This is a genomic window from Sphingomonas sp. FW306-05-A, from assembly GCF_058782275.1.
Genome location: NZ_JBYSXN010000001.1, coordinates 151,541 through 178,227, shown reverse-complemented (window position 1 = coordinate 178,227; position 26,687 = coordinate 151,541). Strand labels below are relative to the sequence as shown.

General features: G+C 65.8%; 19 protein-coding genes. 8 read left to right on the top strand and 11 right to left on the bottom strand.

Annotated features, from left to right (window positions below; all coding sequences use genetic code 11):
• Nucleotides 1-227 precede the first annotated feature (227 nt).
• Together AC3WJR_RS00910 and AC3WJR_RS00905 are read right to left on the bottom strand one after the other, a co-directional pair.
• Complete coding sequence (locus tag AC3WJR_RS00910; RefSeq protein ID WP_492721498.1) at nt 228-1,670, bottom strand: MFS transporter; 1,443 nt, start codon at nt 1,668-1,670, stop codon at nt 228-230.
• A complete protein-coding gene (locus AC3WJR_RS00905; RefSeq protein ID WP_492721496.1) occupies nt 1,667-2,500 on the bottom strand; it encodes an SDR family NAD(P)-dependent oxidoreductase in 834 nt (277 codons plus the stop codon). The genes AC3WJR_RS00910 and AC3WJR_RS00905 overlap by 4 nt, the downstream gene beginning before the upstream one ends.
• A 155-nt stretch (nt 2,501-2,655) precedes the next feature.
• Here AC3WJR_RS00905 and AC3WJR_RS00900 point away from each other — a divergent pair, with 155 nt between their 5' ends.
• Nucleotides 2,656-3,801 (top strand): acyl-CoA dehydrogenase family protein, encoded by a 1,146-nt coding sequence (locus AC3WJR_RS00900; RefSeq protein ID WP_492721494.1) that lies wholly within the window; start codon nt 2,656-2,658, stop codon nt 3,799-3,801.
• A 131-nt stretch (nt 3,802-3,932) separates the two neighbouring features.
• Complete coding sequence (locus AC3WJR_RS00895) at nt 3,933-4,721, top strand: SDR family oxidoreductase (protein WP_492721492.1); 789 nt, start codon at nt 3,933-3,935, stop codon at nt 4,719-4,721.
• A 134-nt stretch (nt 4,722-4,855) separates the two neighbouring features.
• On the opposite strand, the gene AC3WJR_RS00890 is transcribed toward AC3WJR_RS00895, so the two are convergent.
• Together AC3WJR_RS00890 and AC3WJR_RS00885 are read right to left on the bottom strand one after the other, a co-directional pair.
• Complete coding sequence (locus tag AC3WJR_RS00890) at nt 4,856-5,479, bottom strand: retropepsin-like aspartic protease family protein (RefSeq protein WP_354284183.1); 624 nt, start codon at nt 5,477-5,479, stop codon at nt 4,856-4,858.
• A 98-nt stretch (nt 5,480-5,577) separates the two neighbouring features.
• Complete coding sequence (locus AC3WJR_RS00885; protein ID WP_492721489.1) at nt 5,578-6,702, bottom strand: NF038122 family metalloprotease; 1,125 nt, start codon at nt 6,700-6,702, stop codon at nt 5,578-5,580.
• A 206-nt stretch (nt 6,703-6,908) separates the two neighbouring features.
• Here AC3WJR_RS00885 and AC3WJR_RS00880 point away from each other — a divergent pair, with 206 nt between their 5' ends.
• Nucleotides 6,909-8,384: a sulfotransferase family protein gene (locus AC3WJR_RS00880; protein WP_492721487.1), complete on the top strand. Its 1,476-nt coding sequence runs from the start codon at nt 6,909-6,911 to the stop codon at nt 8,382-8,384.
• A 134-nt stretch (nt 8,385-8,518) separates the two neighbouring features.
• On the top strand, nt 8,519-10,072 hold the full coding sequence (locus tag AC3WJR_RS00875) for a hypothetical protein (RefSeq protein ID WP_492721485.1): 1,554 nt from the start codon (nt 8,519-8,521) through the stop codon (nt 10,070-10,072).
• 9 nt (nt 10,073-10,081) lie between these two features.
• Here AC3WJR_RS00875 and AC3WJR_RS00870 read toward each other — a convergent pair whose 3' ends face one another.
• Together AC3WJR_RS00870 and AC3WJR_RS00865 are read right to left on the bottom strand one after the other, a co-directional pair.
• Nucleotides 10,082-12,340 carry an NADP-dependent malic enzyme gene (locus AC3WJR_RS00870; protein ID WP_354284173.1) on the bottom strand — a complete coding sequence of 753 codons (2,259 nt, stop codon included), beginning with the start codon at nt 12,338-12,340 and terminating at the stop codon, nt 10,082-10,084.
• A 58-nt stretch (nt 12,341-12,398) separates the two neighbouring features.
• Nucleotides 12,399-12,785: a winged helix-turn-helix transcriptional regulator gene (locus AC3WJR_RS00865; RefSeq protein WP_354284171.1), complete on the bottom strand. Its 387-nt coding sequence runs from the start codon at nt 12,783-12,785 to the stop codon at nt 12,399-12,401.
• 98 nt (nt 12,786-12,883) lie between these two features.
• Between AC3WJR_RS00865 and AC3WJR_RS00860 the strand changes: the two genes are divergently transcribed.
• From AC3WJR_RS00860 to mutS, 3 genes are all read left to right on the top strand, one after another.
• The gene (locus AC3WJR_RS00860) at nt 12,884-13,633 is read left to right on the top strand and encodes an SDR family oxidoreductase (protein ID WP_492721482.1); all 750 of its coding nucleotides are present in this window, start codon (nt 12,884-12,886) and stop codon (nt 13,631-13,633) included.
• A gap of 157 nt (nt 13,634-13,790) precedes the next feature.
• On the top strand, nt 13,791-15,131 hold the full coding sequence (locus AC3WJR_RS00855; RefSeq protein ID WP_492721480.1) for a class I SAM-dependent methyltransferase: 1,341 nt from the start codon (nt 13,791-13,793) through the stop codon (nt 15,129-15,131).
• Between the two features lie 148 nt (nt 15,132-15,279).
• Complete coding sequence (gene mutS / locus AC3WJR_RS00850; RefSeq protein WP_492724087.1) at nt 15,280-17,853, top strand: DNA mismatch repair protein MutS; 2,574 nt, start codon at nt 15,280-15,282, stop codon at nt 17,851-17,853.
• Between the two features lie 305 nt (nt 17,854-18,158).
• On the opposite strand, the gene AC3WJR_RS00845 is transcribed toward mutS, so the two are convergent.
• On the bottom strand, nt 18,159-18,845 hold the full coding sequence (locus AC3WJR_RS00845; protein ID WP_492721478.1) for a GNAT family N-acetyltransferase: 687 nt from the start codon (nt 18,843-18,845) through the stop codon (nt 18,159-18,161).
• A gap of 129 nt (nt 18,846-18,974) precedes the next feature.
• Here AC3WJR_RS00845 and AC3WJR_RS00840 point away from each other — a divergent pair, with 129 nt between their 5' ends.
• Entirely contained in the window at nt 18,975-21,719 is a 2,745-nt protein-coding gene (locus AC3WJR_RS00840; protein WP_492721476.1) for a [protein-PII] uridylyltransferase, read from the top strand.
• Between the two features lie 295 nt (nt 21,720-22,014).
• On the opposite strand, the gene infC is transcribed toward AC3WJR_RS00840, so the two are convergent.
• The 4 genes from infC to AC3WJR_RS00820 form a co-directional block, all read right to left on the bottom strand.
• Nucleotides 22,015-22,518: a translation initiation factor IF-3 gene (infC, locus tag AC3WJR_RS00835; RefSeq protein WP_232283442.1), complete on the bottom strand. Its 504-nt coding sequence runs from the start codon at nt 22,516-22,518 to the stop codon at nt 22,015-22,017.
• Between the two features lie 94 nt (nt 22,519-22,612).
• Nucleotides 22,613-23,182: a Uma2 family endonuclease gene (locus tag AC3WJR_RS00830; RefSeq protein ID WP_492721474.1), complete on the bottom strand. Its 570-nt coding sequence runs from the start codon at nt 23,180-23,182 to the stop codon at nt 22,613-22,615.
• Nucleotides 23,183-23,191: 9 nt separating this feature from the next.
• Entirely contained in the window at nt 23,192-25,186 is a 1,995-nt protein-coding gene (thrS, locus tag AC3WJR_RS00825; RefSeq protein WP_131532111.1) for a threonine--tRNA ligase, read from the bottom strand.
• A 166-nt stretch (nt 25,187-25,352) separates the two neighbouring features.
• Nucleotides 25,353-26,654: a methyl-accepting chemotaxis protein gene (locus tag AC3WJR_RS00820; RefSeq protein ID WP_492721471.1), complete on the bottom strand. Its 1,302-nt coding sequence runs from the start codon at nt 26,652-26,654 to the stop codon at nt 25,353-25,355.
• Nucleotides 26,655-26,687 lie beyond the last annotated feature (33 nt).

Genomic DNA, 26,687 nt, shown 5'->3' with positions numbered 1-26,687 from the left:
TGCGCGCTCGTAAGCCGTTGAATTCGCTGCACGGTGGATCCCCAGCACGAGGCGAGACCTCTGCAAAGCTAGAGGTGTTCTCGCGCGCAGGCGGGAGTCCAGGGGTCGCGAGAACTTGAAGCCGTTGCTCTGCTTGGCTCTGGGTTCCCGCCTTCGCGGGAAAACCGCGCATGAAGGGTCGGTAAACCAACTGAAGCAAGGGTCTCGCCACGCCCGCGGGTGACGGACTAAGCGGCCGAACTCGCGCGCAACCGTGCGTCATGCTCGGCGCGTCCGAACGGGAAGCGTGTGTAACATACCGCCGCAAGCGTGTAGAACAGCAGTTCGAGCACGACGAACACCAAGGTCAGCCGGTCGATCGCCGCGACCGGCACTTGGCCGGGTTTTGCGCCGTCGGGGAATTGCGCGAAGGCGAGGATCTGCCCCGCGACGAAGATGCCCAGACCGCCGACGAGTTTCTGCACGAAGAACCCGCCGGCAAAGAACACCCCTTCGGACCGTTTGCCGGTGCGGACTTCGGAATCCTCGACCACGTCCGACAGCATCGCTGCCCCCAGAATGAACGCCGAAACGCCGCACGCGGTATTAAACGCGAAGATCGTCAGAAGCATCGGCAGCAGCATCGGCGATCCAGGCTCGGGGAACAACCCGGCAAAGCGCAGCACATACGGCAAGGTCAGCAACACGCCCGCCCCCAATGACAGCGCCATCGCGCTGCGCGGCTTGTCCCCGCCGCGAGTCAGCGCGGGCGCGAGGAAGAACGCGCCGAGCGCGCCTGCCATCAGCGCGATCGACAGGAAGTTATAGTCGCCGCCTGCGAACGCCCAGACGAACTGGTACATGTATAGCGACAGCGCGAACGAGATTCCCTGCGCGGTATAGGCGAACAGCCCCGCCGCCATCAGCCACAGGAAGGCGCGGTTCCACACCGTGCGCCCGAAGTCGCCCAGATGCTCCACCAGCGTCTCGTCGGTCCGCGGCACCTGCGGGAGGTGCGGGATCTCGGGATGCAGGCCGATCGCCGAGACGAGGATCGACGTTGCCATCACCAGCGCGGCAACCGCCGCCATCCGCGCATAGCCGTCCGCGTTGAGCGTACCGACCGGATGCGTCGCATCGGGCACCAGGAACACACCATACGCCAGCGCGAGCATCGCCAGCCCACCGCCCCAGCCGAACAGATAGCGGTACGAGAACAACCGCGTGCGTTCGTCATAATCCGCACTGAGTTCGGGACCGAGCGCGGCGCCCGGGATCTCGAACATCGACAGCGCGACGCGAACGAGAAGCGCGCTGCCGAAGACATAGAGCAACAGCGCGCCCTGCCCCCTTTCGGGTGGGTTCCACAGCAGCAGCCAGCCGATCGCGACGGGCAGTGCCGACGCATACATCCACGGATGCCGCCGCCCCCAGCGCCCGCGGGTGTGATCCGACAGATAGCCGACGAGCGGATCGACGAACGCCTCGACCACCAGCGCCGCCATGATCGCGAGCCCGACCGATGCCGCAGGCAGGCCGATCACCTGATTGTAGAACAGCAGCAGGAAGGTCGCGAAGCCATTGTCCTTCACGCCGTATGCGATCGAGCCGATCCCGAAGGATAGTCGACTGCGGAACGACAACCGCCGCGCGGGCGGCGCGACCAACGGCGCAACCAAGCCGGGGCTCACGAAGCAAAGGCTTCCAGTGCCGCGAACATCGACGGCGCCTTGGGGTCCCAGCTGTGCCGCGGGCCGATCGTCAGCCCGCCGTCGACGACGATCCGCGTGCCCGTGACGAACGACGCATCGTCGCTCGCGAGATACGCCACCGCCGCCGCAATATCGTCCGACGTGCCCGCGCGCTGGAGCGGTTGCGCCTGCGCCGCCGCCTGGCCGATCATCCCGTTCGCCATGTCGCGCTTCTCGCCATGGATGCCGAGCGCGGAGGTGAAGATGTTGGTGGTGATGAACCCCGGGCACACCGCATTCACGCGGATCCGGTGCTGCGCCAGATCCGCCGCTGCCATCGTAGTGAGATGCAGCACCCCCGCCTTCGCCACCGAATAAGCGGTCGGGGCAGCCCCGGTCTGAAGCGCGGCGACCGAGGAGGTGTTGACGATCGCCCCGCCCTGCCCGCGCGCGATCATCAGCGGCGCCGCATAGCGAATGCCGAGTGCGACCGAGCGCAGCAGCAGCGCCTGGGTGCGGTCCCAATCCTCGGGCGAGATCGCGTCGATCGCGTCGCGCGACCCGCCCGCGCCGGCATTATTGAACACGACGTCGAGCCCGCCCACGGCGTCGGCGGCGTGCATCAGCGCTTCGATATCGCCTGCTTCCAGCACGTCGGTCCGCTGGAAATGGATCCGCCCGTTCGATGTCGCGGCAACCTCCGCGCCCCCCGCTTCGTCGATGTCGCCGATCCAGACTTCGGCGCCTTCGCGAGCCAGCCTGAGCGCGGTCGCGCGCCCGATTCCCGATGCCGCGCCGGTGACGACGGCCCGCTTGCCCGCAAAACGCATACTACACTCCTGGCTTTTGGTCATAGTAGTACGGGGGTTTAGGCGGTCAATGCGCCAGTTTGATAATGGTTTTGGAATTTCGGGTTTGCGGCGCGCGATGGTTTGGGGCATCGCGATCGAACACCGCGACGCCCAGAGACGATGCGAGAGGATGAATGGCACTCGACCCCGAAACCTTCGATGCGCTGATCGATACGGTCCGCCGTTTCGTCACCGACCGGCTCCGCCCGCTCGAGGCGCAAGTCGAGGCGGACGACGCGATCCCCGCCGCGGTCGTGCAGGAGATGCGCGAGATGGGACTGTTCGGCCTGTCGATCGATGAGGACTATGGCGGGCTCGGGCTGACGATGCTCGAGGAAGCCAAGGTCGCGATCGAGCTTGGGCGCACGACGCCCGCGTTCCGATCGACCTTCGGGACCAACGTCGGGATCGGCAGCCAGGGGCTGGTGATGGCGGGGACGCCCGAGCAGAAAGCGGCGTGGCTCTCACGGATCGCAAGCGGCGAGATCATCACCAGCTTTGCGCTGACCGAGCCTGAGGTCGGGAGCGATTCGGGCGCGGTGCGGACGCGCGCGACCTTCGACGGGCAAGCGTATCGGCTTTCGGGGACGAAGCGGTACATTACCAACGCCGACAAGGCCGACCTGTTCACCGTGATGGCACGGACTGGCGAGGATCCCGGTGCGCGTGGCGTGTCCGCCTTCCTCGTCCCGCGCGACCTGGCGGGGGTGAGCATCGGCGAGCCCGAGAAGAAGATGGGGCAGAAGGGCGCGAAGGTCGCCGACGTGCATTTCGACGACGTCGTGGTGCCCGCCGAGAACCGGCTCGGCGCGGAGGGCGAAGGCTTCAAGATCGCGATGCGCGTGCTCGATCGCGGGCGGCTGCATATCTCGGCGGTCTGTGTTGGCGTGGCCGAGCGGCTGATCGCGGATTGCGTGGCCTATGCGACGACGCGGACTCAGTTCGGCAAGAGCATCTCCGAGCATCAGTTGATCCAGGGAATGCTGGCGGATTCGAAGACCGAGGCGCTGGTCGCGCGCGCGATGGTGCTGGAGACGGCCGCCGCCAAGGATGCGGGCAAGGACGTGGTGATGGAGTCCGCCGCCGCCAAATATTATGCGAGCGAGATGGTCGGGCGCGTTGCCGACCGCGCGGTGCAGATCTTCGGGGGCGCGGGGTATATCGCCGATTACGGGATCGAGCGGCTGTACCGCGACGTCCGGCTGTTCCGCATCTACGAAGGCACCAGCCAGATCCAGCAGATCATCATCGCGCGCGAGACGATCAAGCGCGGGGGATGAGCGACATGATCCCCCTCCCGCCTGCGGGAGGGGTTAGGGGAGGGCAGTGCGGCCAAGCGCCACGTGCGAGAAGCACGCCCCTCCCCCAGCCCCTCCCGCAAGCGGAAGGGGAGTTTTAGGAGAGAAGAAAAATGGACACGACCAACCTGTTCCGGCTCGACGGCCGTATCGCGCTCGTCACCGGGGGCTCGCGCGGGATCGGCAAGATGATCGCGGCGGGCTTCGTTGCGCAAGGTGCCACCGTCTATATCTCCGCGCGCAAGGCCGACGCCTGCTTCGCGACCGCCGAGGAACTGGGCGAAAAGTGCATCGCGTTGCCGCAGGACGTGTCGACGGTTGCCGGGTGCAAGGCGCTCGCCGCGCAACTGGCGGAGCATACCGACCGGCTCGACATCCTCGTCAACAATGCGGGTGCCGCCTGGGGCGAGCCGTTCGAGGTGTTCCCGGAGAAGGGTTGGGACAAGGTGATGGACCTCAATGTCAAATCGCCGTTCTTCCTGACGCAGGCGCTCCACGCGCCGCTCAAGGCAGCCGCGAGCGCGGGGCGGCCGGCCAAGGTCATCAACATCACCTCGATCGACGGGCAGCGGCTCAATCCGTGGGAAACGTACAGCTATCAGGCATCCAAGGCGGCGCTGATCTATCTCACCAAGCGGATGGCGGCGCGGCTGGTGACCGATCACATCAACGTCACCTCGATCGCGCCGGGCGCGTTCGCGAGCGAGATGAACAAGGCCGCCCGCGACCACGGCGAGGCGATCGCGCGGTCGATTCCGGCGAAGCGGATCGGGGTGGACGAAGATATGGCGGGTGCGGCGATCTATCTGGCGAGCCGCGCGGGGGATTATGTGGTCGGCGACACGATTACGGTCGACGGCGGGCTGGTCCATGCCGCGCTGGGGACGAGCATCGACGCTTAGACGATCCTCCCCGGCACGGGGAGGTGGCAGCCGCAGGCTGACGGAGGGGTCGTGTTGCAGACGCGCCGCGCGCGGCAGGGCCCCCTCCACCGTTCGCTGAATGCTCACGGTCCCCCTCCCCGTGCCGGGGAGGATCAACTCACCGCTTGCGGATGATGCGGCTGGAGGATCAGCACGCCGTCCTCGACGCGCCAGGATTTGAGGCGGGACAGGAAGTTCATGCCCACCACGTTCATGTTGCCGAACGCGGGCGACACCACCACCGGCACGTCGCGCGCGACGACATTGCCGATGCGGATCTCGCGAACGGTTGCGGTCTGCGCGGCGATCGTGCCGTTGGCAGTCTGCATCATCACCGGCATTACCGCGTCGCGCGGTTCGATCCCCGCGGCGGCAGCGGTGTCCGCGCTGAGCGCGGTTACCGTCGCGCCGCTGTCGACCAGCATACGCTTCTCATAATCGCCGATCTTTACGCGGACCCAGAAATGCCCGTCGGGGGACATGCGAACGCGCGTTTCGCCGCCGACCGCCTGTTGCTGTCCGAGCTGGAACCGCTGCGCCATCCGTGCGAACATCGGGTCGAACTGTGCGCGTTCGGACAGGATCACCAGCATCAGCACGATTGCACCCGCCGTCAGCCCGAACGACAGCAAGCGGCCGATGAACGGCACGCGCCGCGCGATCAGCATCACCGCCACCACCGCGGCGATCAACAAGTACAGCGACGAATGACCGCCAAGATCGGGAAGAGCACTCACGATCGGGAGATAAGGCGTCGATCCTCCGATATAAAGGCTGCGCCGGGTTGCGGATTGTAGTGGCGGCGCGGGTGATGTTCACCCGCGCCGGTGAACCGTTAGGCCGGCACCCGCCGCCCCTCCGTCTTGCGCCGTGCTACGCCGCCGATGAGACCGAAGCCGACGAGCATCAGGCCCCATGTTGCGGGTTCGGGCACCGCCGACGCCGCGAAATAGCCCGCGTAGATCTGCGACGTGGTTTTGGTCGAATAGGTCAGCGCGTCGACGCTGAGATTCCAGCCCATCGCATCGAATGCGGCGAGATCGAGCGCGGTCACCGCACCGGTCTGTGCGTAGCAGAAGGTCGGGTCCATGATTCCGTTGCCGACCTCGCAGTTGGCGGTATCCTTCCAGTGCGATGCCTGTCGCCCGTCGCCATTGTAGGATCCGGTCGCAAAGGTGTTCCCGAACAATGCGGTCGCACCGCCATCGATCGAGAAATATTTGGTGCCGCCGACGGTCAGGTCGAGCACCGGATCGCTGCCGGCGACGAGGTTGGTGGGATCGGTGCTGTAGCGGAACATGTCGAGCGAGCTGAACAGCGACGTATCGTTGAGACTATAGCCGAGCGCCCCGGCCCCGGGCCCATTCGGGTCAGCGAAATAATCGATCGCGTCGACACCCGACACGAACCCCAGCGCATGGCCGATCTCATGGATGGCGACGCCGATGAAATCGAACGTATTGGCGCTGACGCCGTCGGTCGGGTTGAAATCAAACCCGAAATTGCTGCTGAACTGCACCGCTCCGTCGAGCGCGCCGGGATTGGCCAGCGTCCCGCCGATCGCTTTGATCACCGACGAATTGAGATAGAGCGTCGTGCTCGAGACATCGCCGCTGGTGACGTATTTATAGGCGTCACCGATATTCTGCGTGCCACTGGCATCGGTGCCGTTGGTAATGAAGCTGGCCGAACCATCGTTCAGCGTCGGCAGGACGATGTTGCTGTCAATCGCCGATCCGCTCTTGGTCGCATTGATTCCGTTTTCCCAGTTCTGAACGGAATAATCGAAGGCGTAGCTCCGCGTCGACCCGATGACATTCGGCGGAAGCGCCGCAAAGCTCACGCCCAGATTGATCGTCGCGTCATTGGTGAACATCTTCGACCAATAGTTCGCGGCGATGTTAAACCCCTGTTCCGCCGGTGATCCCGCCACACCGCCAAGATCGATAAGGTTGATCACTGATGCATTGGCACTGGTGGTCGCCAGCAATACCGTTGCGCAAAATAGTCCTGCCCGTGTCTTCATAGTAGCCCCCGCTGCTTATTAAGAATCATATCCCCGCTCACTCGATATTAACCAAACTGACATGCCTTGATTTGGCGTCAAGCAAATGATTTAAGTAATTTACAGTATATGATGGTAGACAGGATCGGACTGCACTCTTCATGCCGTCGCTCGCGAACACGTCCATCTCGCATTATGCCGCAGCGCTGAAGGCTGCGCTGGCGCGGCGGGACCGGAAAGACACCAACCGGTGCGTGTGCGCGATGCTCGACGGCGACGCCGCATTGGGGCCGCAGTGGAAGGCGATATCGCAATTGATGCAGGTCAGCGGTGAGGCGACGCTCGCCCATCGCGCGATCGATGCGTTCATTGCGGCGTCCGGCAACGCGCCGGGGGCACTGTATGCCAAGGTCGTCCTGCTCACGCAGACCGGCCAGTTGCGCGCGGCGCACGATCTGCTCGCCTCCCTGCCTGCCGATATTCCCGACCCCGCCGGTCACGCCTATGTCCTTGGCAACACCGCGATGACGCTCGGTCGCCGCGACGCCGCGCGCGCGCATCTCGAGACCGCGGTCTCGCTGCGGCCCGGCTGGGGCCCCGCCTGGCTGTCACTCGCGACCAGCATCGATCTGGCAAAGGATCCGCTCGCCGCCCGGCTGATCGCCGATGGTCCGGCGGCCGAACGCCAGCATCCGGGCGACCTTGCGCGCTATTGCTATGCGCTCGGCAAATATCACAGCGACCGGCGCGATCCCGCGAACAGCTTCGCAGCGTTCGCGGGGGGGGCAGCCTTGCTGCGCAGCGAAATGCCGTACAGCCGTGCGGGCAACACCGCCAACGCCGAGCAGGCGATGCACGGCTTCACCGAAGCGATGATCGGCGCGCCCGATACGCCCCGCGCCCGCGATGCGCGGCCGATCTTCGTGACCGGCCTGCCCCGCTCGGGCACGACATTGGTCGAACACATCCTCGCGAGCCACAGCGCGGTCGCGGACGGCGGAGAGCTCAATCTGCTGCAACAGGTCGCGGTCGCGGCGGGGGGCAATTCGGGCGAGGCGCTCGCGCGGTATTTCGCAGGCGGCGGCACCCCGGAGGCGCTTGCCGGTCTGTACCTCCATCTCCTCGACGAACGCTTCGGCGCGACCGGACGGATCGTCGACAAGACGATTGACGCGAGCCGATGCCTCGGGCTGATCGCGACGATCCTGCCCGATGCGCCGCTGATCTGGATGCGGCGCGATCCGCTCGACAACGCCTGGTCCGCGTTCCGCACCTTCTTCATCCACGGCCTCGCGTGGAGCTACGACCTCGCCGACATCGCGCATCACATGCAGCTGGAGGACCGGTTGCTCGCCTATTGGCAGGCGCGTCTCGGCGATCGCTTGCTGGTCGTGCCGTACGGGGCGCTGGTGAACGCGCCGGGGGAATGGACGCGACGGCTGCTGGCGCATTGCGGGCTGGCGGAAGAACCCGGCGTGTTCGCCCCGCACGAGACCGAGCGCGCGGTCGCCACCGCCAGCGCGCTCCAGGTCCGCCGCCCGATCAACCGCGACGGGCTGGGGGTGGCGGAGCCGTATCGAGCGTGGTTGCAGCCGTTCGTCGCGGCGTACCAGGGGGCGGAATCGTCTCCCACGTGAGAACTGCGGCCATGTGCCTGTTGGAACAGCATTCTCGGGCGCCGGTCTACCTCCTCCGCGTAGTGGCGAATGGATTGCGGGCAGGTTTTGAATGAGGCACCGTGCATCCTGCTGGGTGGCACACGGGGGATTTCATGCGACGAATCTTGGTAAGTATTGCGTTGCTCGCTGCGACTAGCGCGAGTGTCTCGCCTGCGCAGGTGACCGACACGCCGCCTGCGGCCAGCGAAATGCCGGCAATGGCGATTCTGCAACAAGTCGCCAATGCCCCGACCGACACGGCGCGCCTTGAATTGGTGGATCGCGCGCTGGTGCTCCTCGTCCAACCAACGGCGTTCCGGGGCCAGATCCTGTGCGCCCGCGCCGCTTTGCTGGAGCAGATGGACCGCAGTACGGAAGCACGTGCCGGGTTCGACCAATGCCGACTGCTGCGCCCGAATGATCCTAACGTTTTGCTCCCGATCGCCTTCGACGAATCGCGCCGTCAGCGGCCGGTCGAGGCGGCGCGCCTCCTCATTCGCGCCGCGAGCCTGCGCGCCGCCGCACTGGATGGCGTCGACAGCGATTTGATCGCGACCATCCTTCGCCAACTCTATTATGCAAAGCAGGACGACGTCGCGAACGCGCTGGTGACGACCCTGGTGTCTGCGGGATATCCGCGGGACAATCCCGTCGTCCTGTCCGATTACGTACGGATCGCGATCCTGTCCCGCCTGCGCGCCGGCGATACGGCAGGGGCGACGCAATTGCTCCCTTCGATCCTGTCCCCAGGTGTCGGGATCGGGATGCTGATCGATCGTCAGTTCGCGCCGATCTGGCCCGCGATCGAACAATGGGCGGGGGACGATCTGTCGATCCAGCGCCGCGCCCTCGTTTCCGCCGCGCGGGCGGCCTTCGAGACGAGCGGTAGCGCGGCAGCGCGAAACCGCTACGCCGCCGCACTGGTCGAAACCGGCCATCGGGACGACGCAATCGACCTGATCGATCAATGGCTATCCACCTCCTATACGCCCGACGAAGCGTGGGATCGCAACCGGGCAATCCTGCAGCAGGGGCGATGGCTCGCTGACCAGGGGCAACGCGCCGAGGGCATCAAACGCATGCGTGCCGCGCTGGACCGGCCACCGGGTGCCAACGCAGGGACCGAAAATATCGTGCCCAACCTCATCAGGCAGATGCTGCTTGCCCGGGACTATGCCGGGGCAATGGACTTGCTCGACCACCGTACGCCAGACGCCGCTCACATGGAGAGTCCGGCGGCGATGGGCTATTTCGTGTCGCTGCGGGCGTGTGCGCTGGAGGGCTTGTCCAAACACGCGCAGGCCGTTGCCGAACTGAACCGTGTCCGCACCCAATATGCGGGGGTCGCCGGAGCGCAAAGCACCGCGATTGCGTGCGTCGGGTCGATCGACGAACAAGCGCAATGGTGGTTGCAGAAGGTGCGCGAGAAAGATCATACCGCCACGCTGACCAGCCTCGCGGCTGCGCGCTATGCCAAGGCCAACAAGCTACCCGCGGCCTCGATCGAGGAGATCATGCTGCAGCGGATCGAGAATCGACCGGACGTACGGCAGGCGTATCTTGAAAACGCGCGGGACCTGCCCGAACGCTATGCGCCCGGGCTGGACGACTTCAACACCGCCCCGCTACCGCCGCGGCGGACAGCGGCACCGCTGTCCGCCACCTGACCGACGGGATCAGCGCGCGATGCCGCCCGCTGCCAGCACCGCCAGCGTCACCAGTTCGCTCGCGGTCGAGGTCATTGGCGCGATCTGGACCGATTTCTCCATGCCGACCAGCATCGGCCCGATCACCGCGTCGCCGCCCAGTTCGCGCAGCAACTTGGCCGAAATGTTGGCGGATTGCAGACCCGGCATGATCAGCACATTGGCCGGCCCGGACAGCCGCGCAAACGGGTAGTTCGCCAGCTGCTTGGGGTTGAGTGCGACGTCGGGGGCCATTTCGCCCTCATATTCGAACCCGACCTGACGGCCATCGAGCACGCCGACCGCGGCGCGGATGTTGTCGAGCCAATTGCCCTCGGGGTTGCCGAAGGTCGAATAGCTGAGGAACGCGACGCGCGGTTCATGCCCCATCCGGCGCGCGACCTGTGCGGTCTGCTCGGCGATATCGGCGAGTTCTTCCGCGGTCGGGCGCTCATTGACCGTCGTGTCCGCCATGAACACGGTGTGGCTCTGCCCGACCATCAGGTGGATGCCGAACGGGGTCTGCCCCTCGGCAGGATCGATCACGCGGCGGATTTCGCGCATCGTGTGCGCATAGGTGCGCGTGATACCGGTGATCATCGCATCCGCATGGCCAAGCTGGAGCAGCACTGCGCCGAAGATGTTGCGATCCTGGTTGATCATCCGCTCGCAATCGCGCCGCAGATAGCCGCGCCGCTGGAGCCGCTGATACAGGAAATCGACCATCTGCGGGACGAGCGGGGAATTACGGCTGTTGTGGAGTTCGTAAGCGTCCGGATCCACGACGCCGAGCGAGCGCAACCGGTCGGGCACGTCGTCGCGGCCGACCAGCACCGGCGTGCCATAGCCGCCGTCCTTGAACGCGATCGCGGCGCGCAACACGACTTCCTCTTCGCCTTCAGCGAACAACACCCGTTTCGGATGCGCCTTCGCCCCTTCATAGGCGAGCGTCAGCACCGAGGTAGTCGGGTTGAGGCGCGCCCTCAGTTTATCGCGATACGCTTCGAGGTCGAGGATCGGCTTGGTCGCGACGCCCGAATCCATCGCCGCCTTGGCGACCGCGACGGGGATGATCTCCATCAGTCGCGGATCGAACGGGGTCGGGATGATATATTCGGGGCCGAAGGTGTGCTGCACGCCGTAAGCGACCGCGACCTCCTCGGGCACCTGCTGGCGCGCGAGTGCGGCCAGCGCGCGGGCGGCGGCGAGCTTCATCTCGTCATTGATCGTCGTCGCGCGCACGTCGAGCGCGCCGCGGAAGATGAACGGGAAGCACAGGACATTGTTGACCTGATTGGGGAAATCCGAACGCCCGGTGGCAATGATCGCATCGGGTCGCGCCGCCTTGGCTTCGGGCGGGGTGATCTCGGGCGTGGGATTGGCCATCGCGAAGATGATCGGCTTGGGCGCCATCTTCATCAATTCGTGCGCGGGCAGCGCTCCGGCCGCCGAAACCCCGATGAACACGTCGGCACCGTCGAGCGCTTCGGCCCGCGTCCGCTTGGTGGTGTTGACGGCATGCGCCGACTGCCACTGGTTGATGTCCTCGCGACCCTGATAGATCACCCCGCCCAGGTCGATCATCGTCAGATGGTCGTTCGGCAGGCCCATCGTCTTGATCAGCTCGGCGCAGGCGATTGCGGCGGCACCAGCGCCGTTCATCACGACCTTGGTGGTCTTGATGTCGCGGCCGGTCAGGAACAGCGCGTTGATCAGGCCCGCCGCGCAGATGATCGCGGTGCCGTGCTGGTCGTCGTGGAATACCGGGATGTTCATCTTGGCGCGCAGCGTCTGCTCGATGATGAAGCATTCGGGGGACTTGATGTCCTCGAGGTTGATGCCGCCGAAGCTCGGCTCCATCAGCTCGATCGCGTCGATCAGCCGATCGGGGTCCTCGGTCTTGAGTTCGATGTCGATCGCGTCGACGTCGGCAAAGCGTTTGAACAGGACCGCCTTGCCCTCCATCACCGGCTTGGAGGCAAGCGCGCCGAGGTTGCCGAGCCCGAGGATCGCGGTGCCGTTGGAGATGACCGCGACGAGATTGCCCTTGGCGGTATAGTCATAAGCGCAAGAGGGGTCGGCGGCGATTGCCAGCACGGGAACCGCGACGCCGGGCGAATAAGCGAGCGCGAGGTCGCGCTGCGTCGCCATCGGCTTGGATGCGATGATCTCGATCTTGCCGGGGCGTCCTTCCGAGTGGAACAACAGCGCTTCGCGCTCGGAAAACTGGACGTTGGATTCTTCAGGCATGGGGGGCGCACTCCTAATAGTCCCGCCTTAAGCAGACTTTGGCCGGATGGGAACGCCCCTAGTCGACGCTACGGCCATCAAACGCGGCGCGCGCCGCGGTGATCCGTTCGAGATTGTGCGCCGCCCACGACCATACGCCACAGAATGCCTCCGCCAGCGTGAAGCCGAGATCGGTCAGCCGATATTCGACCTTGGGCGGGATGACAGGATGCACCGTGCGGATCACCAGTCCATCGCGTTCCATCTGCCGCAGTGTCTGGGTCAGCATCTTCTGGCTCACCCCCTCGACCAGTTGCGCGATCCGCGAAAAACGCAATTCGCCGTGTTCGGTCAGGACTTCGAGCGTGATCATCGTCCATTTGTCGGCGACCCGTCCGATCACCTCGGTAACGAGTGCCTCGACGCGGGGGTCGAGATCCTGCGGGTAATCATGCGCGATCGTCATCGGTATCCCCGGGGTGCCTATGGCACATTTCGGTGCCTTCTTACGCAAGCAACCTAAGCCTCATATCTGCGTCTGGCCATTCGCACAGGAGACACAGCATGAAGATGACCGGCAACACGATCCTGATCACCGGCGGCGGAACGGGCATCGGCCGCGCGCTGGCCGAGCAATTCCACGCTCGCGGGAACCACGTGATCGTCGCGGGCCGCCGTGCCGAGCCGCTCGAGGCGCTGGCGCGCGCGGTGCCCGGGATCGCGACCGCGCTGCTCGACGTGTCGGACGCAGCCGATATCGCGCGGTTCGCCGACAGCGTCACGCGCGATCACCCCGCGCTCAACGTCGTGCTCCACAATGCCGGGATCATGAAGGCGGAGGACATCGCCGCGGATCGCTACGACCTGCACGATGCCGAGGCGATGGTCGCGACCAACCTGCTCGGCCCGATCCGCCTGACCGCCGCGCTGCTGCCGCATCTGCGCCAACAATCGGATGCGGCGATCCTGACGGTGTCGTCGGGCCTCGCATTCGTGCCGCTGGTCGCGACGCCGACCTATTCGGCGACAAAGGCGGCAATCCACAGCTGGTCGCAATCGCTGCGCTCGCAGCTTGCCGCCACGGGAATCGACGTGATCGAGATCGCCCCGCCCGCGGTCGCGACCGACCTGATGCCGGGTCATGCCGAGAACCCCAATTCGATGCCGCTCGACGCGTATATCGCAGAGACGATGGCGCTGCTGGAAGCGAACCCGCAGGGGCCGGAGAATACGGTCGAACGCGTCAAGTTCCTGCGCAATGCCGAGCGCGAGGGACGCTATGATGCGGTATACGGGGTGCTCAACGGGGGATGACGGGGGCGTTCGTGGGGCGGCGCAATTGTCTTTCCTGCCCCACGAGTTCTTCACCGATATACAGTATGACCCTCAGTTATTATGGAGCATTCCGAATTATAATGGTGGCGTAACTCTTTCTTTGAGATAGCGTGACGGGATCATATCATTCGGAGCAATGATGCCAGCTCTCCATACGTCCGCGCTTGCTCAATATGTTGAAGATGCTGTCAATGCTCCGGGGGGATATCAGGATCCCGCAATCGTAGCGAAGTATGAACCGATCGATCTGGTCTTCGATACGTCGGTCGACCAGAGCCTTTCGCCTTATTCCGACGCGTATTTCGCGCAGCAAATGGCGCTGTACAGCGAAATCGCCGGCCGTGATCTGGACCAGGAACAGGGCGAACTCCATTCGGGTGATCACACGGCGTTGCGGCATGCCCCGAATCCCACCGGGATTCAGGATGCTGCCGTGCTGGCGGAATATGTTCGTTGCGTTGCTTCAATGCAGGCGCTTGCGTGTCTCGATGGGCGACCGACCGTGCTCGACATGGGGGCGGGCCACGGGCTCGGGTCCGAAGTCATCGCCTATACCGGTTGCGTGGTGCACGCGGTCGATATCGATCCCGGCCTCGGTGCGCTCAGTCGACACCGCAGTGCCGAACGCAACCTCGGCGTTACGCGCCTCGATCTCAATTTTGACGATCTCGGGACACTGGCAGACGCGCATTATGACGCGGCGTTCTTCTTCCAGGCGCTGCATCACAGCCTTCGCCCATGGAAGCTGATTGCCGACCTCGCTACCAAACTGAAGCCCGATGGCGTCATCGCGTTCGTCGGCGAGCCGATCCAGAATATGTGGTGGAGGAACTGGGGCATACGCCTCGATCCGGTTTCCCTGTTTGTTGCGCGCCGGGATGGCTGGTTCGAATCCGGCTGGTCGCACGACTTCATTCGGGACTGTTTCGCCAGAAGCGGCTTCCATCTGACGTTCCTTGCGGGCGGTTACGGCGGAGACGAGATCGGGATCGCAACCCGGAGTGAAGGGAAGCGCCAGGCGGTTCTTGCGCAGGCGCAGAAGCTGGGGTTCGGCGAGGTTCAGAAAGCCGGGACGGTGGGGTCCGACCAGCAATATCGCAGCGCCCTGGGCGAAGCGACGGCGCTTTGTGGTCGTCCGGCGTTTCGTCAGGTTCGAAAAGGCAACGATGCCCTCGTTTATGGCCCTTACGCCGCCGCGAGCGCGGGAACATATGAGGTGTCGCTGCTCGTACAGGATGACGGACCGGTCTGGCGCTTTGGCACGTCCGGGTATCTTACGGTGGACATCATCCATGGCGCGCGCTCGGAGCAACTGTTCCGGACGCGAGAACGGGCCACGGGCGGCAACAAGGTGCGCCTGCTTCGCTATCAGGTCGAACTGACCCGAGATGTCGAAAGACTGGAGATCCGGGCGTTTTCGTCCGGGGCGTCCGACTGGACCGTCAGTGTTCCGGCGATTCAGCGCCTCGCGGACTAGCGACTTCGCTCGACGAACGGCGTTCGCACCATTGCCCTTGAGCCGGCGGTGGTGCGAACGACATGACGCGCGCCGGAATCTTCGCTACCCAGCGGCGATGCCATCCGCTTCTCCCGCCCCTGCCCCGACTGCCGCCGCGCCCACCCCGATGATGGCGCAGTATCTCGCGCTCAAGGCGGAGGCCGCGGATTGCCTGTTGTTCTACCGGATGGGCGATTTCTTCGAACTGTTCTTCGATGATGCGAAGATCGCCGCCGCCTGCCTCGACATCGCGCTGACCGCACGCGGCGAGCATCACGGCGTGCCGATCCCGATGTGCGGCGTGCCGGTCCATGCCGCGGACGGCTATCTCGCGCGGCTGATCAAGGCGGGGCACCGCGTCGCGATCGCCGAGCAGACCGAAAGCCCCGCCGAGGCCAAGAAGCGCAGCGGTAAGACGCTCGTCTCGCGCGCGATCGTCCGGGTCGTGACCGCGGGCACGCTGACCGAGGAAGCGTTGCTCGATGCGCGCAGCGCCAATTGGTGCGTCGCGATCGGCGAGGCGGGCGGCGCGGTCGCGATCGCCGCCGCGGACATTTCGACCGGGCGGTTCGAGCTGATCGCGTGCGATGCAGCGGGCCTGAGCGCGGAACTGGCGCGGCTTGCGCCCGCCGAGACGATCGCGTGCGATACCAGCGACTTCGCCGAGCTCGCGACGATGCTGCGCCCGCGCGCGGAGTTCGACAGCGCGCGCGGCGAGGCGCGGTTGAAGGCGCTTTACGCGGTCGCGACGCTCGACGGGTTCGGGCAGTTCGACCGGGCGGCGCTATCTGCGGCAGGCGGGCTGGTTGCCTATCTCGACCATACGGCCAAGGGCGCGATGCCGTTCCTGCGCCCACCCCGGCTCGGGCAGAGCACGCAGCATATGGCGATCGATGCGGCGACGCGCGAAAGCCTGGAACTCACCCAGACCACGACCGGTGCGCGCAAGGGCAGTTTGCTGGACTCAGTCGATCGCACCGTCACCGCGGCAGGGGCACGGCTGCTCGGCGCGGATCTCGGCGCGCCGCTAATGGAGCGCGCGCCGATCGAAGCCCGGCTCGACCTGGTCGCGTTGCTGTCCGACGACAGCGGGTTGCGCGAATCCTTGCGCGGAACGCTGCGCAGCATGGCGGATATCGGGCGGGCGCTCGGGCGGCTCGCGGCCGGGCGCGGTTCCCCGCGCGATCTCGGGCAATTGCGCGACGGGCTCGACGGGGCGTGGCGACTGGGGGAACGGCTCGGCGGGATCGCTTCGCCGCCTGCGCTGCTCGCCGATCTCGCCCCACGGCTGCGCGGGCATGGCGCGCTGATCGACCTGCTGACCCGCGCGCTGGTCCCGTCGCCGCCGATCGATGCATCGGACGGCGGCTATATCGCGGCGGGCTATGACGCGGCGCTCGACGACCTGCGCGATGCGGGCGCGGGCGGCCGGCGTGCGATCGCCGCGCTCGAGGCGGACTTCCGCAGCCGCACCGGGGTGGTGCAGCTCAAGATCCGGCACAACGGCGTGCTGGGCTATCATATCGAAGTGCCTGCGCGCTCGGCGGATGCGCTGATGAAGGCGGACAGCGGCTTTACGCACCGCCAGACGATGGCGGGCGCGGTGCGCTTCAACGCACCCGAGCTGCACGAGGTCGCGCAGAAAGTGACGCAGGCGGGTGCGCATGCGCTCGCGGCGGAAGCGGCGCATCTCGAGGATTTGATCGCCGCTGCGCTCGACCGGCGCGAGGCGGTCGCCGCCACCGCCGATGCGCTCGCGCGGCTCGACGTCGCGGGGAGCCATGCCGAACGTGGCTGCGAAGGCGGCTGGGCGCGACCCGAGCTGGTAGACCACGCGTGTTTCGACATCACCGGCGGGCGGCACCCGGTGGTCGAGGATGCGCTGGCGAAACGCGGCGAACGCTTCGTCGCCAATGACTGCCGGTTGTCCGAGGATTCGCGGCTGTGGCTCGTCACCGGGCCGAACATGGGCGGCAAATCGACCTTCCTGCGCCAGAACGCGGCGATCGCGGTGCTCGCGCAGGCGGGGAGCTTCGTCCCCGCGACCGCCGCGACGTTGGGGCTGGTCGACCGCCTGTTCAGCCGGGTCGGCGCGTCGGACAATCTGGCGCGCGGACGCTCGACCTTCATGGTCGAGATGGTCGAGACCGCGGCGATCCTTGCGCAAGCGACGCCGCGCAGCTTCGTGATCCTCGATGAAGTCGGGCGCGGGACCTCCACCTATGACGGGCTTGCGATCGCCTGGGCGGTGGTCGAGGCGATCCACGACGACAACCGCTGCCGCTGCCTGTTCGCGACGCATTATCACGAGCTGACGCGGCTGGCGGAGCGGTGCGACGCGTTGACGCTTCACCATGTCCGCGCGCGCGAGTGGAAGGGCGAGCTGGTGCTGCTGCACGAAGTGTCCGAGGGGCCGGCGGATCGCAGCTACGGGCTGGCGGTCGCACGGCTCGCGGGGTTGCCGCCGGTGACAATCGCGCGGGCGAAGGCGGTGCTGGCGAAGCTGGAGGCGGGGCGCGCGAAGACGGGCGGGCTGGCGGCGGGACTCGACGACCTGCCGCTGTTCGCCGCCGCGATCGAGGCGGAAGAGGAGGAATGCGACGCGATCCGTTCCGAGGTCGAGGCGCTGGATGTCGATGCGCTGACCCCGCGCGAGGCTTTGGAGACGCTGTACCGGTTGAAGGCGTTGGCGCGGGGGTAACGTCCTGCCGTGGGCGCTTCACCGGCGGAGGCCGGGGCAAAGGTGCGAGCGTTTTGCCAACGGGGCGCAGCGATCGATCGACCAGCGTTGCGCACCTGGGCCCCGGCCTTCGCCGGGGAAGGATAGTTTAAAAAAGGTCGCGGGCTTTCCAAGCCGATCGTAAGCGGCTGGCGCACACACAGCTTTCTTCCCCGGCGGAGGCCGGGGCCCAGTTGCGCGCGTTTTGCCAACGAGGCGCAGCGATCGATCAACCAGCTTTGCGCACCTCGGCCCCGGCCTTCGCCGGGGAAGGCTGCGTTGGACGATCACGCCCGCCGCGCCACCGTATAGGTCAGTTCCCGGCGTGGTTCGAACCCCAACGCGCGATAGAGCGCCACCGCGGGATTGTCGGGGAAGGTGTGGAGGATCACCCCCTCCCCGCGCGACAAGAATCGCGCCATCACTGTTTCCATCAACGCCCGCGCGAACCCCTGACCGCGAAAGTCGGGATGCGTGCAGACCGCGCTGATTTCGCTGAACCCCGGCAATTTGAGCCGCTCTCCCGCCATCGCGACCAGACGGCCGCCGCGCCGCACGCCGACATATCCGCCCTGCAGATGCGTCGCTGCGAAAAACGGACCCGGCGCGGTGAGCGTCGCGAGCGCCAGCATTTCAGGCGCATCCGCATCCCCCAGTGCGACGATGTCGAGCGCCCGCGCGGTACGATGCAACCGCGTCGCGACCATCTGGAGCAGCGCGCGCTCCAGTTCCACGACCGTCTCCGGCAGCATCGCCGCACGGCCGACCGAAAACCGCCCGAGCGTCTCGCCCGGCGGAATCAACGTAGCGAGGGCTGCCAGCGCGTCGAACGAATCATCCGCAGCGTCGCCGAGCGCATTGATCTCCGGGCGAAAGCGCAGTGCGCGCGGATCGCCGATCGCAAGCGCGGCATGGCGTCCGGCCAGACTGTGCCAGATCGGTCGGTCGAGCATCATCGTATCGGTTTCGATCATCGCGGTGTTCTAGCCCCGAAGCGTTTCGCGACGCTTCCCGTTGGTTGCCACCAAAGCGGAACACCCCGCCGGCACGTCCGCCGCGTCAACACGCGTGACGCGCCAGCGCGCGCACCCTATCTACCGGAAATGCCCTCCCGTTTCGAATCCCTTCCGCAGCGCCGTGCGATCATTGACCGGCGGACCCTCGCCGATGCCATTGCCGCGCTGGAGGGGGACGCCAATACCCTGCGCGGCGGCGCGTTCGGCTTGCTCAAGCAAGCGCTCGATGCCGGGCGTGCCGAAATCGGGCGACGGCTGATCGAACATCCGTCGCGCGGGCTGGAAGCGGCGGCGGCGCAGGCGTTCCTGGTCGATCAGCTGCTGCGGCTGCTCTACGACTTCATGGTCCAGCGGATCTATCCCAATCCTAACCCGACCACTGCGGAGCGCATCACGATCATCGCGGTCGGCGGCTATGGGCGCGGCGAGATGGCGCCCTATTCGGACATCGACGTCGGCTTTCTGACGCCCGGCAAACAGCCGCCCTGGGCGGAGCAGGTGATCGAGGGAATGCTCTACACGCTGTGGGACATGGGTCTGAAGATTGGCCACAGCAGCCGCTCGCTCGACGAGATGGTGCGGCAGGCAAAGAACGACGTGACGATCCGCACCGCTTTGCTCGAGGCGCGCTATGTCTGGGGCGACCAAGCGCTGTATGAGGAAGCCGCGCAGCGTTTCAAGGTCGAGGTGCAGGCGGATACCGCGCGCCAGTTCATCGCGGACAAGCTCGCCGAGCGCGACGTGCGGCACAAGAAGATGGGCGACACGCGCTATGTCGTCGAACCCAACGTCAAGGAAGCCAAGGGGGGCCTGCGCGACTTGCACACGCTCTTCTGGATCGGGAAGTACGCGTATAACGTCACCGAGCCGGGCGAGCTGGTCGAGGCGGGGCTGCTCAGCCGCGACGAATATCGCCAGTTCCACCGTGCCGAGAATTTCCTGTGGGCAGTGCGGTGCCACCTCCACGCGATTTCGAACCGTGCCGAGGACCGGCTGACCTTCGACCTGCAGCGCGAGATCGCCGAGCGGATGCGCTTCGCCGATCGCCCGGGGAAATCCAAGGTCGAGCGGTTCATGCATTTCTACTTCCTGCAGGCGCGCACTGCGGGGGATCTGACGGGGGTGTTCCTCGCGCACCTCGACGAGAAGTTCGCGGCGCGCGGGCGGCGCTTCGGGTTTCCGGTGCTGCGCCGGTCGCCGCGTAAGCTCAACGGGTTTACGCTGGTGCGCGGGCGGCTTGCGCTTCCGGCCGATGACTTCCTTGCCGAAAAGCCCGTCCGGCTGATCGAGCTGTTCGCGCTCGCGGACAAGCACGGGCTCGAAATCCATCCGCTTGCGATGCGTGCTGCGTCGCGCGATGCGAAACTGGCGGATGAGATCCGGCAGGATCCGACCGCCAACGCGCTGTTCCTCGATGTGCTGACGTCCCCGCGCGATCCCGAGACGGTGCTGCGCTGGATGAACGAGACGGGTGTTTTCGGGCGGTTCGTTCCCGATTTCGGCCGCGTCGTCGCGCAGATGCAGTTCGACATGTACCACCATTATACCGTCGACGAGCATACGATCCGCGCGATCGGGCTGCTGGCGCGGATCGAGCGCGGTGAACTCGACGCGGACCATCCGCTGTGCGCGGGCGTGTTCCCGCAGATCGTGTCGCGCCGGGTGCTGTATGTCGCGGTGCTACTCCACGATATCGCCAAGGGGCGCGGCGGGGATCATTCGGTACTGGGGGCCGAGGTGGCCGAGCGGCTGGCACCGCGCTTCGGGCTCAACCCCGCGGAAACCGAGACGGTCGCATGGCTGGTGCGCTGGCATCTGCTGATGTCGGCGACCGCGTTCAAGCGCGACCTGTCCGACTTCAAGACGATTCTCGATTTCACCGACGTGGTGCAGAGCCCCGAGCGGCTCCGGCTGCTGCTGGTGCTGACCGTGGTCGACATTCGCGCGGTCGGACCGGGGGTGTGGAACGGGTGGAAACGCCAGTTGCTCGCCGACCTGTACGACGCCGGCGAGGAAGTGCTGCGACTCGGGCACAAGCAGAAGGGGCGGACCGAACGGATCAAGGCCAAGCAGGCTGCGCTGTGCGGCACGTTGCAATGGGACGATGCGACGTTCGACGCGCTCGTGGCCAAGCTGCCCGAACCCTATTGGGTCGCCGAGCCTGAGGATGTCATCGCAGACAATGCCGCGCTGATCGTCGAGGCCGGCGACGCGCCCTTGTCGATCGCGGCGCGAGTCTATCCCGAACGCGGCGCGACGCTGGTGACGGTCTATGCGGCGGATCATCCCGGGCTGTTCTACCGGATCGCGGGCGCGATCAATTTCGCGGGCGGCAACATCATCGATGCGCGAATCCACACCACCCGCGACGGCATGGCGCTCGACAATTTCCTCGTACAGGATCCAGTCGGGCGGCCGTTCGACGAAGCGGCGCAACTCGCTCGGCTCAAGATCACGATCGAGGACGCGCTGGCGAACCGCGTCAAGCTCGTCGACCGGTTGATGGCCAAGCCGCTCCCGCGGACTCGCGCGGAGGCATTCCCGATCGCGCCCAACGTGCTGATCGACAACAAGGCGTCAAACCGGTTTACGGTGATCGAAGTCAACGCGCGCGACCGGCCGGCGTTATTGCATCAGCTGGCGCACGCGCTGTTCCAGTCGAAGGTGACGATCCATTCGGCACATGTCGCGACGTATGGCGAGCGTGCGGTGGATACGTTCTATCTGACCGACCTGACCGGCGAGAAGATCGGCGCGAGCGGGCGGCTGCGCACGATCGAACGCCGCCTGCTGGGCGCGGCGGCGGGGGAGCGGATGGTCGAGGCGGCTTAGCCCCCCATCGTTGCTTCCCCGGCGAAGGCCGGGACCCAGTCGCGCAGGTTTTGGTAATGCGCGCTGCGCTACCAACACCCGCCTGTCCTGCTGGACCCCGGCCTTCGCCGGGGAAGCACAGTCGCGGATACTTCGACGCTGGGACTATCAGCGGACCGTCGAGACTTGCGCCCCAATTCCGCTTCCCCGGCGGAGGCCGGGGCCCAGTCGCGCAGGTTTTGGTAATGCGCGCCGCGCTACCAACACCCGCCTGTCCTGCTGGGCCCCGGCCTTCGCCGGGGAAGCACATCTGGTGTTACTTCGGCGCGAGGACCATCAGCATCTGACGGCCTTCCATGCGCGGATAGGCCTCGACCTTGGCGGTCTCGGTCACGTCGGCCTGGACGCGCTGGAGCAGCGCCATGCCGAGCTGGCCGTGGCTGAGCTCGCGGCCGCGGAAGCGGAGCGTGATCTTGACCTTGTCACCTTCGTCGATGAACTCGAGCACCTTCTTCATCTTGGTGTCGTAATCGTGGTCATCGATGTTCGGACGCATCTTGATCTCCTTGATCTCCTGCGTCTTCTGCGACTTGCGTGCGAGGTTCGCCTTTTTCTGCGCCTCGTACTTGAACTTGCCGACATCGAGGAACTTGGCGACGGGCGGATCGGCGTTGGGCGACACCTCGACCAGGTCGAGACCGACCTCGCGCGCCTGCTCCATCGCCTCGCGCGTGTACATCACGCCAAGGTTCTCGCCGTCCTGGTCGATCACGCGGACCTTGGCGGACTGGATGAATTCATTGAAGCGAGGGCCATTCATCGGCGGCGCCTGGCGGTTCATCGGGGGTCGGATAGGTGTAGCTCCTCTGGTCGTTGACAGGTGTATATAGGGGGAAACGCGGCGATTTGGAAGGTCAGTCCAGCGTATCGAGCCGGATCGTCACATCGGGCAGCAACAGCGCGGTCACAGCATCGTGCGCTTCATATTCCTCGACATCGGCATAGCCCGTAGCCGACGGAATGCGATGCGTTCGGATCGTCTGCCGCACGGCATCGACCACCCAATAGTCCCGAACACCGTAGCGCGCGTAAAGCGGTGCCTTGACGCGCAGGTCATAGCCGAGAGAACTGTCCGACACCTCGATCACCAGTAGCAGATCGGGTCCGCGCATCGCGCGCGGTCGGCCACCCTTGCGCCACACCGCTAGATCGGGTTCGAGCAGTACATCGGTCGATAGCGTCACGGACGGCTCCACGAACAGCCGTGCATCAGCCGGCAAGGAAAAGACGAGCGCGCGGGTCAGCCGCGACTTCATCATTTCGTGCCAGTCCGCCTTGGCCGCCGCCATCGGCACGATCTCCCCGTCGATGAGCTCGAAATTCTCAGATTCCGCAAAGACCCCCGACGCGGTCAGGTCGTAGACATCGTCCACGCTGAGTCGCGCCGGGATCAACCCTTTCCGGATATTCTGGAAAACCGTCATGCCTCCGGTTTAGCACATATCTGGTGCAGCCGCATCCTTCACCAGCATCGCGATCGCGTCGTCGAGCGTCAGGAACTGCTGCCGGTCGCTGCCTAGCTGGCGCAGCGCGACCTTGCCTTCCTCGGCCTCGCGCTTGCCGACGACGAGCAGGTTCGGGACTTTCGCCAGCGAATGCTCGCGCACCTTGTAGTTGATCTTCTCGTTGCGCAGATCGGTCTCGACCCGGATCCCCGCCGCCTTGAGCTTCTCGGCAACCTCGCGCGCATAATCGTCCGCGTCGGACACGATCGTCGCGACCACCGCCTGCACCGGCGACAGCCACAGCGGGAAGCGCCCGGCGTGGTGCTCAATAAGGATGCCGATGAAGCGCTCGAACGTCCCCAGGATCGCGCGGTGGAGCATGATCGGGCGATGGCGTTCGCCGTCGGCGCCGACATACGAAGCGTCGAGTCGCTCGGGCAGCACGCGGTCCGACTGGATCGTGCCGACCTGCCACGTCCGCCCGATCGCGTCGGTCAGATGGAATTCGAGCTTGGGCGCATAGAACGCGCCCTCGCCCGGCAGTTCCTCAAACTTCGCCTTGATCGAGTCGCTGAGCTTGGACCCGAGCACTGCCTTGCGCAGCTCGTCCTCGGACTGGTCCCACATTTCCTCGGTGCCGAACCGCTTCTCGGGCCGCAGCGCCAACTTGACCGCATAATCCTCGAACCCGAGGTCGCGGTACACGCTGTCGAGCAGCTCGCAGAATTGCTGCACCTCGGTAACGAGCTGGTCCTCGCGGACGAAGATATGCGCGTCGTCCTGCGTGAACTGGCGGACGCGCATGATGCCGTGGAGCGCGCCGTGCGGCTCGTTGCGGTGGCAGCAGCCGAATTCGGCCATGCGGATCGGCAGGTCGCGATACGATTTGATCCCCTGGCGGAAGATCAGCACGTGCGCCGGGCAGTTCATCGGCTTCAGCGCCATCAGGTCGGCGGTGCCGCTGAACACCGCGGCGTCATCCTCGGTGTTCGGAATCTCGTCGGGCACCACGAACATGTTTTCGCGATACTTGCCCCAATGGCCCGACTGCTCCCACTGGCGTGCGTCCATCAGCTGCGGGGTCTTGACCTCGGCATAGCCCGCCGCGTCGAGCCGGCGGCGCATATAGGCCTCGAGCTGCCGCCACAGGATGAAGCCCTTGGGGTGCCAGAACACCGAGCCCTGCGCCTCGGACTGGAGATGGAACAGGTCCATTTCCTGCCCGATCTTGCGATGGTCGCGCTTGCCCGCTTCCTCGAGCATCGTGAGATGCGCATCGAGCTGCTTCTTGTTGAGCCAGCCGGTGCCGTAGATGCGGCTGAGCATCGCGTTCTTCTGGTCGCCGCGCCAGTAAGCGCCCGACACGCGCGTCAGCTTGAACGCGTTCGGGTCGAGCTTGCCGGTCGAGACCATGTGCGGGCCGCGGCACATGTCGAGCCACTTGCCCTGACGGTAGATCGTCAGTTCCTCGCCGTCGGGAAGTTCGGCGGCCCATTCGGCCTTGAACGTCTCGCCCTGCTGCTGCCAGGTCTCGATCAGCTGCTCGCGGCTCCACACTTCGCGGACGAACGGCTCGTTGCGCCCGATGATCGCGCGCATCTCGGCCTCGATTGCGGGAAGGTCGTCGTCGGTGAACGGACGATCCTTGGGCGCGAAATCGTAATAGAAGCCGTCGTCGGTCGCAGGGCCGAAGGTGATCTGCGTCCCCGGGAACAGGTGCTGGACCGCTTCCGCCATGACATGCGCGAGATCGTGGCGCGCCAACTCCAGCGCATCCGCCTCGTCGCGCGCGGTGACGAGCGCGAGTGCGCTGTCGCCGTCGAACGGGCGCATGATGTCGCGCAGCTCGCCATCGACGCGCGCGGCGATCGCCGCCTTGGCGAGCCCCGGACCGATCGCCGCGGCGATGTCCGCAGGCGTAGTCCCCGGGGCTACCTCGCGGACGGAACCGTCGGGTAGCGAGATGCGGAACAGCGCGGACATGAGGACAGGGTCTTTCCGTGATGGATGGGAGCCGCGGCTTAAGCCGGGTGCGCCGATATAGGCAAGCGCGCGCGATCCGTCACCCTGTCGCGCATCCTGCGCGCGTGTCGAACGAAAAAGGGGCGGACCAACGGCCCGCCCCATGATGTTCAGCATGTCTGACGGATCAGCAATGCCCGGCAACCGCAGCGGTCCGCTGCGTCCGATCGACCCGGAAACGATCCGCCTGGGCAGCGAGCTGGACCACTTCGTTGGTCAGGTTGCGCGCCGCCGCGGACGTCTGTTCGACCATCGCGGCATTCTGCTGCGTGGACTGGTCCATCGCATGGACCGCGGTGCTGACCTCGGTGATCGCACTCGCCTGCGCGGCATTGTCGGTGGCGATCTGCTCGGCGAGCTGTGCGGCCTGTTCGCCCGAACTCAGGATCACGCCGAACGCGTCGTCGACTTCCTGCACCGCATCGACCGCGGCGCCGATATCGATCCGCGTTGCGCTCAACTGGTCGCGCGCGCGTTTCGATTCCTCCTCGGCGCGCATTGCGAGCGCGCTGACGAGATCCGCGACGACCGCAAACCCGCGTCCCGCATCGCCTGCGCGTCCGGCCTCGACCGCCGCGTTCATTGCCAGCACGCGCGTCTGGAACGCGATCTTGTCGAGCCCCTCGATTACGTCGTCGATGCCCTTCGCGCTGTCCATCACGCGAGTCATCGCCTGCACCGCAACGTCGGTACGGCTGCGCCCCTCCAGCACCGCGGTCTTGGCCTTCTCGCTCGTCTCGACCGACTGCGTCGCGGCGCGCGCGGTTGCCTTCAGCCGGGAATCGACTTGCTGGATCGCCGCGGCGGTCTGTTCCAGGCTCGCCGCGTTGCTTTCGGTGCGCCGCGCGAGGTCGTCGGACGCCTGCGCGATCTCGCTCGATCCGGTGTGGATGTTGCCGGTGCTCGCCATCACCGATCCGAGCAGCGCGCGCAGGTTGCTCAGTGCCTCGTTGAAGCTCGCCTTCAGCGGTGCGTAGATCGCCGGATATTCCTCGACGATGTCGGCGGTCAGGTCGCCATTCGACAGGCGACCGAAATTGTCCGCCATGCGCCGGATGATCTGGGAATTGACCTCTGTCTGTTCGGCCAGCGCATGTTGTTCCTGCGCGGCCGCGCGGAACGTGTACATCGCCTTGGTCATCCGCCCGACGCAGTCCTTATAGTCGGTGAACTCGATCGGACTGTCGAGATCGCCCGCGGCGAGCCCCTCCATCCGCACGACCGTGGTGACATACGGCACCGAGATCGCTTCGCGGAACAGATACGCTGCCGCCACCCCCACGCCCGTGATGACGACACCTGCCCAGCGAAACAGCGGCGGGCTGAGGACGAGGCTGGCGATGTTGGTCGCGAACAGCAAGCCGACGAATGTACCGAATGCGACCAGCAGCTTCAAACGGATGGGAGCGTCGGCCTTGAACCAGTTCATTTCCACGATCCCTGTATGGCAGGGACGACGCCC

What these genes read in the sequence shown, in the direction of transcription:
- AC3WJR_RS00905 (WP_492721496.1), bottom strand. Translation starts at nt 2,500, where the DNA reads ATGCGTTTTGCGGGCAAGCGGGCCGTCGTCACCGGCGCGGCATCGGGA.
- AC3WJR_RS00900 (WP_492721494.1), top strand. Translation starts at nt 2,656, where the DNA reads ATGGCACTCGACCCCGAAACCTTCGATGCGCTGATCGATACGGTCCGC.
- AC3WJR_RS00895 (WP_492721492.1), top strand. Translation starts at nt 3,933, where the DNA reads ATGGACACGACCAACCTGTTCCGGCTCGACGGCCGTATCGCGCTCGTC.
- AC3WJR_RS00880 (WP_492721487.1), top strand. Translation starts at nt 6,909, where the DNA reads ATGCCGTCGCTCGCGAACACGTCCATCTCGCATTATGCCGCAGCGCTG.
- AC3WJR_RS00875 (WP_492721485.1), top strand. Translation starts at nt 8,519, where the DNA reads ATGCGACGAATCTTGGTAAGTATTGCGTTGCTCGCTGCGACTAGCGCG.
- AC3WJR_RS00870 (WP_354284173.1), bottom strand. Translation starts at nt 12,340, where the DNA reads ATGCCTGAAGAATCCAACGTCCAGTTTTCCGAGCGCGAAGCGCTGTTG.
- AC3WJR_RS00865 (WP_354284171.1), bottom strand. Translation starts at nt 12,785, where the DNA reads ATGACGATCGCGCATGATTACCCGCAGGATCTCGACCCCCGCGTCGAG.
- AC3WJR_RS00860 (WP_492721482.1), top strand. Translation starts at nt 12,884, where the DNA reads ATGAAGATGACCGGCAACACGATCCTGATCACCGGCGGCGGAACGGGC.
- AC3WJR_RS00855 (WP_492721480.1), top strand. Translation starts at nt 13,791, where the DNA reads ATGATGCCAGCTCTCCATACGTCCGCGCTTGCTCAATATGTTGAAGAT.
- mutS (WP_492724087.1), top strand. Translation starts at nt 15,280, where the DNA reads ATGATGGCGCAGTATCTCGCGCTCAAGGCGGAGGCCGCGGATTGCCTG.
- AC3WJR_RS00845 (WP_492721478.1), bottom strand. Translation starts at nt 18,845, where the DNA reads ATGATCGAAACCGATACGATGATGCTCGACCGACCGATCTGGCACAGT.
- AC3WJR_RS00840 (WP_492721476.1), top strand. Translation starts at nt 18,975, where the DNA reads ATGCCCTCCCGTTTCGAATCCCTTCCGCAGCGCCGTGCGATCATTGAC.
- infC (WP_232283442.1), bottom strand. Translation starts at nt 22,518, where the DNA reads ATGAATGGCCCTCGCTTCAATGAATTCATCCAGTCCGCCAAGGTCCGC.
- AC3WJR_RS00830 (WP_492721474.1), bottom strand. Translation starts at nt 23,182, where the DNA reads ATGACGGTTTTCCAGAATATCCGGAAAGGGTTGATCCCGGCGCGACTC.
- thrS (WP_131532111.1), bottom strand. Translation starts at nt 25,186, where the DNA reads ATGTCCGCGCTGTTCCGCATCTCGCTACCCGACGGTTCCGTCCGCGAG.
- AC3WJR_RS00820 (WP_492721471.1), bottom strand. Translation starts at nt 26,654, where the DNA reads ATGAACTGGTTCAAGGCCGACGCTCCCATCCGTTTGAAGCTGCTGGTC.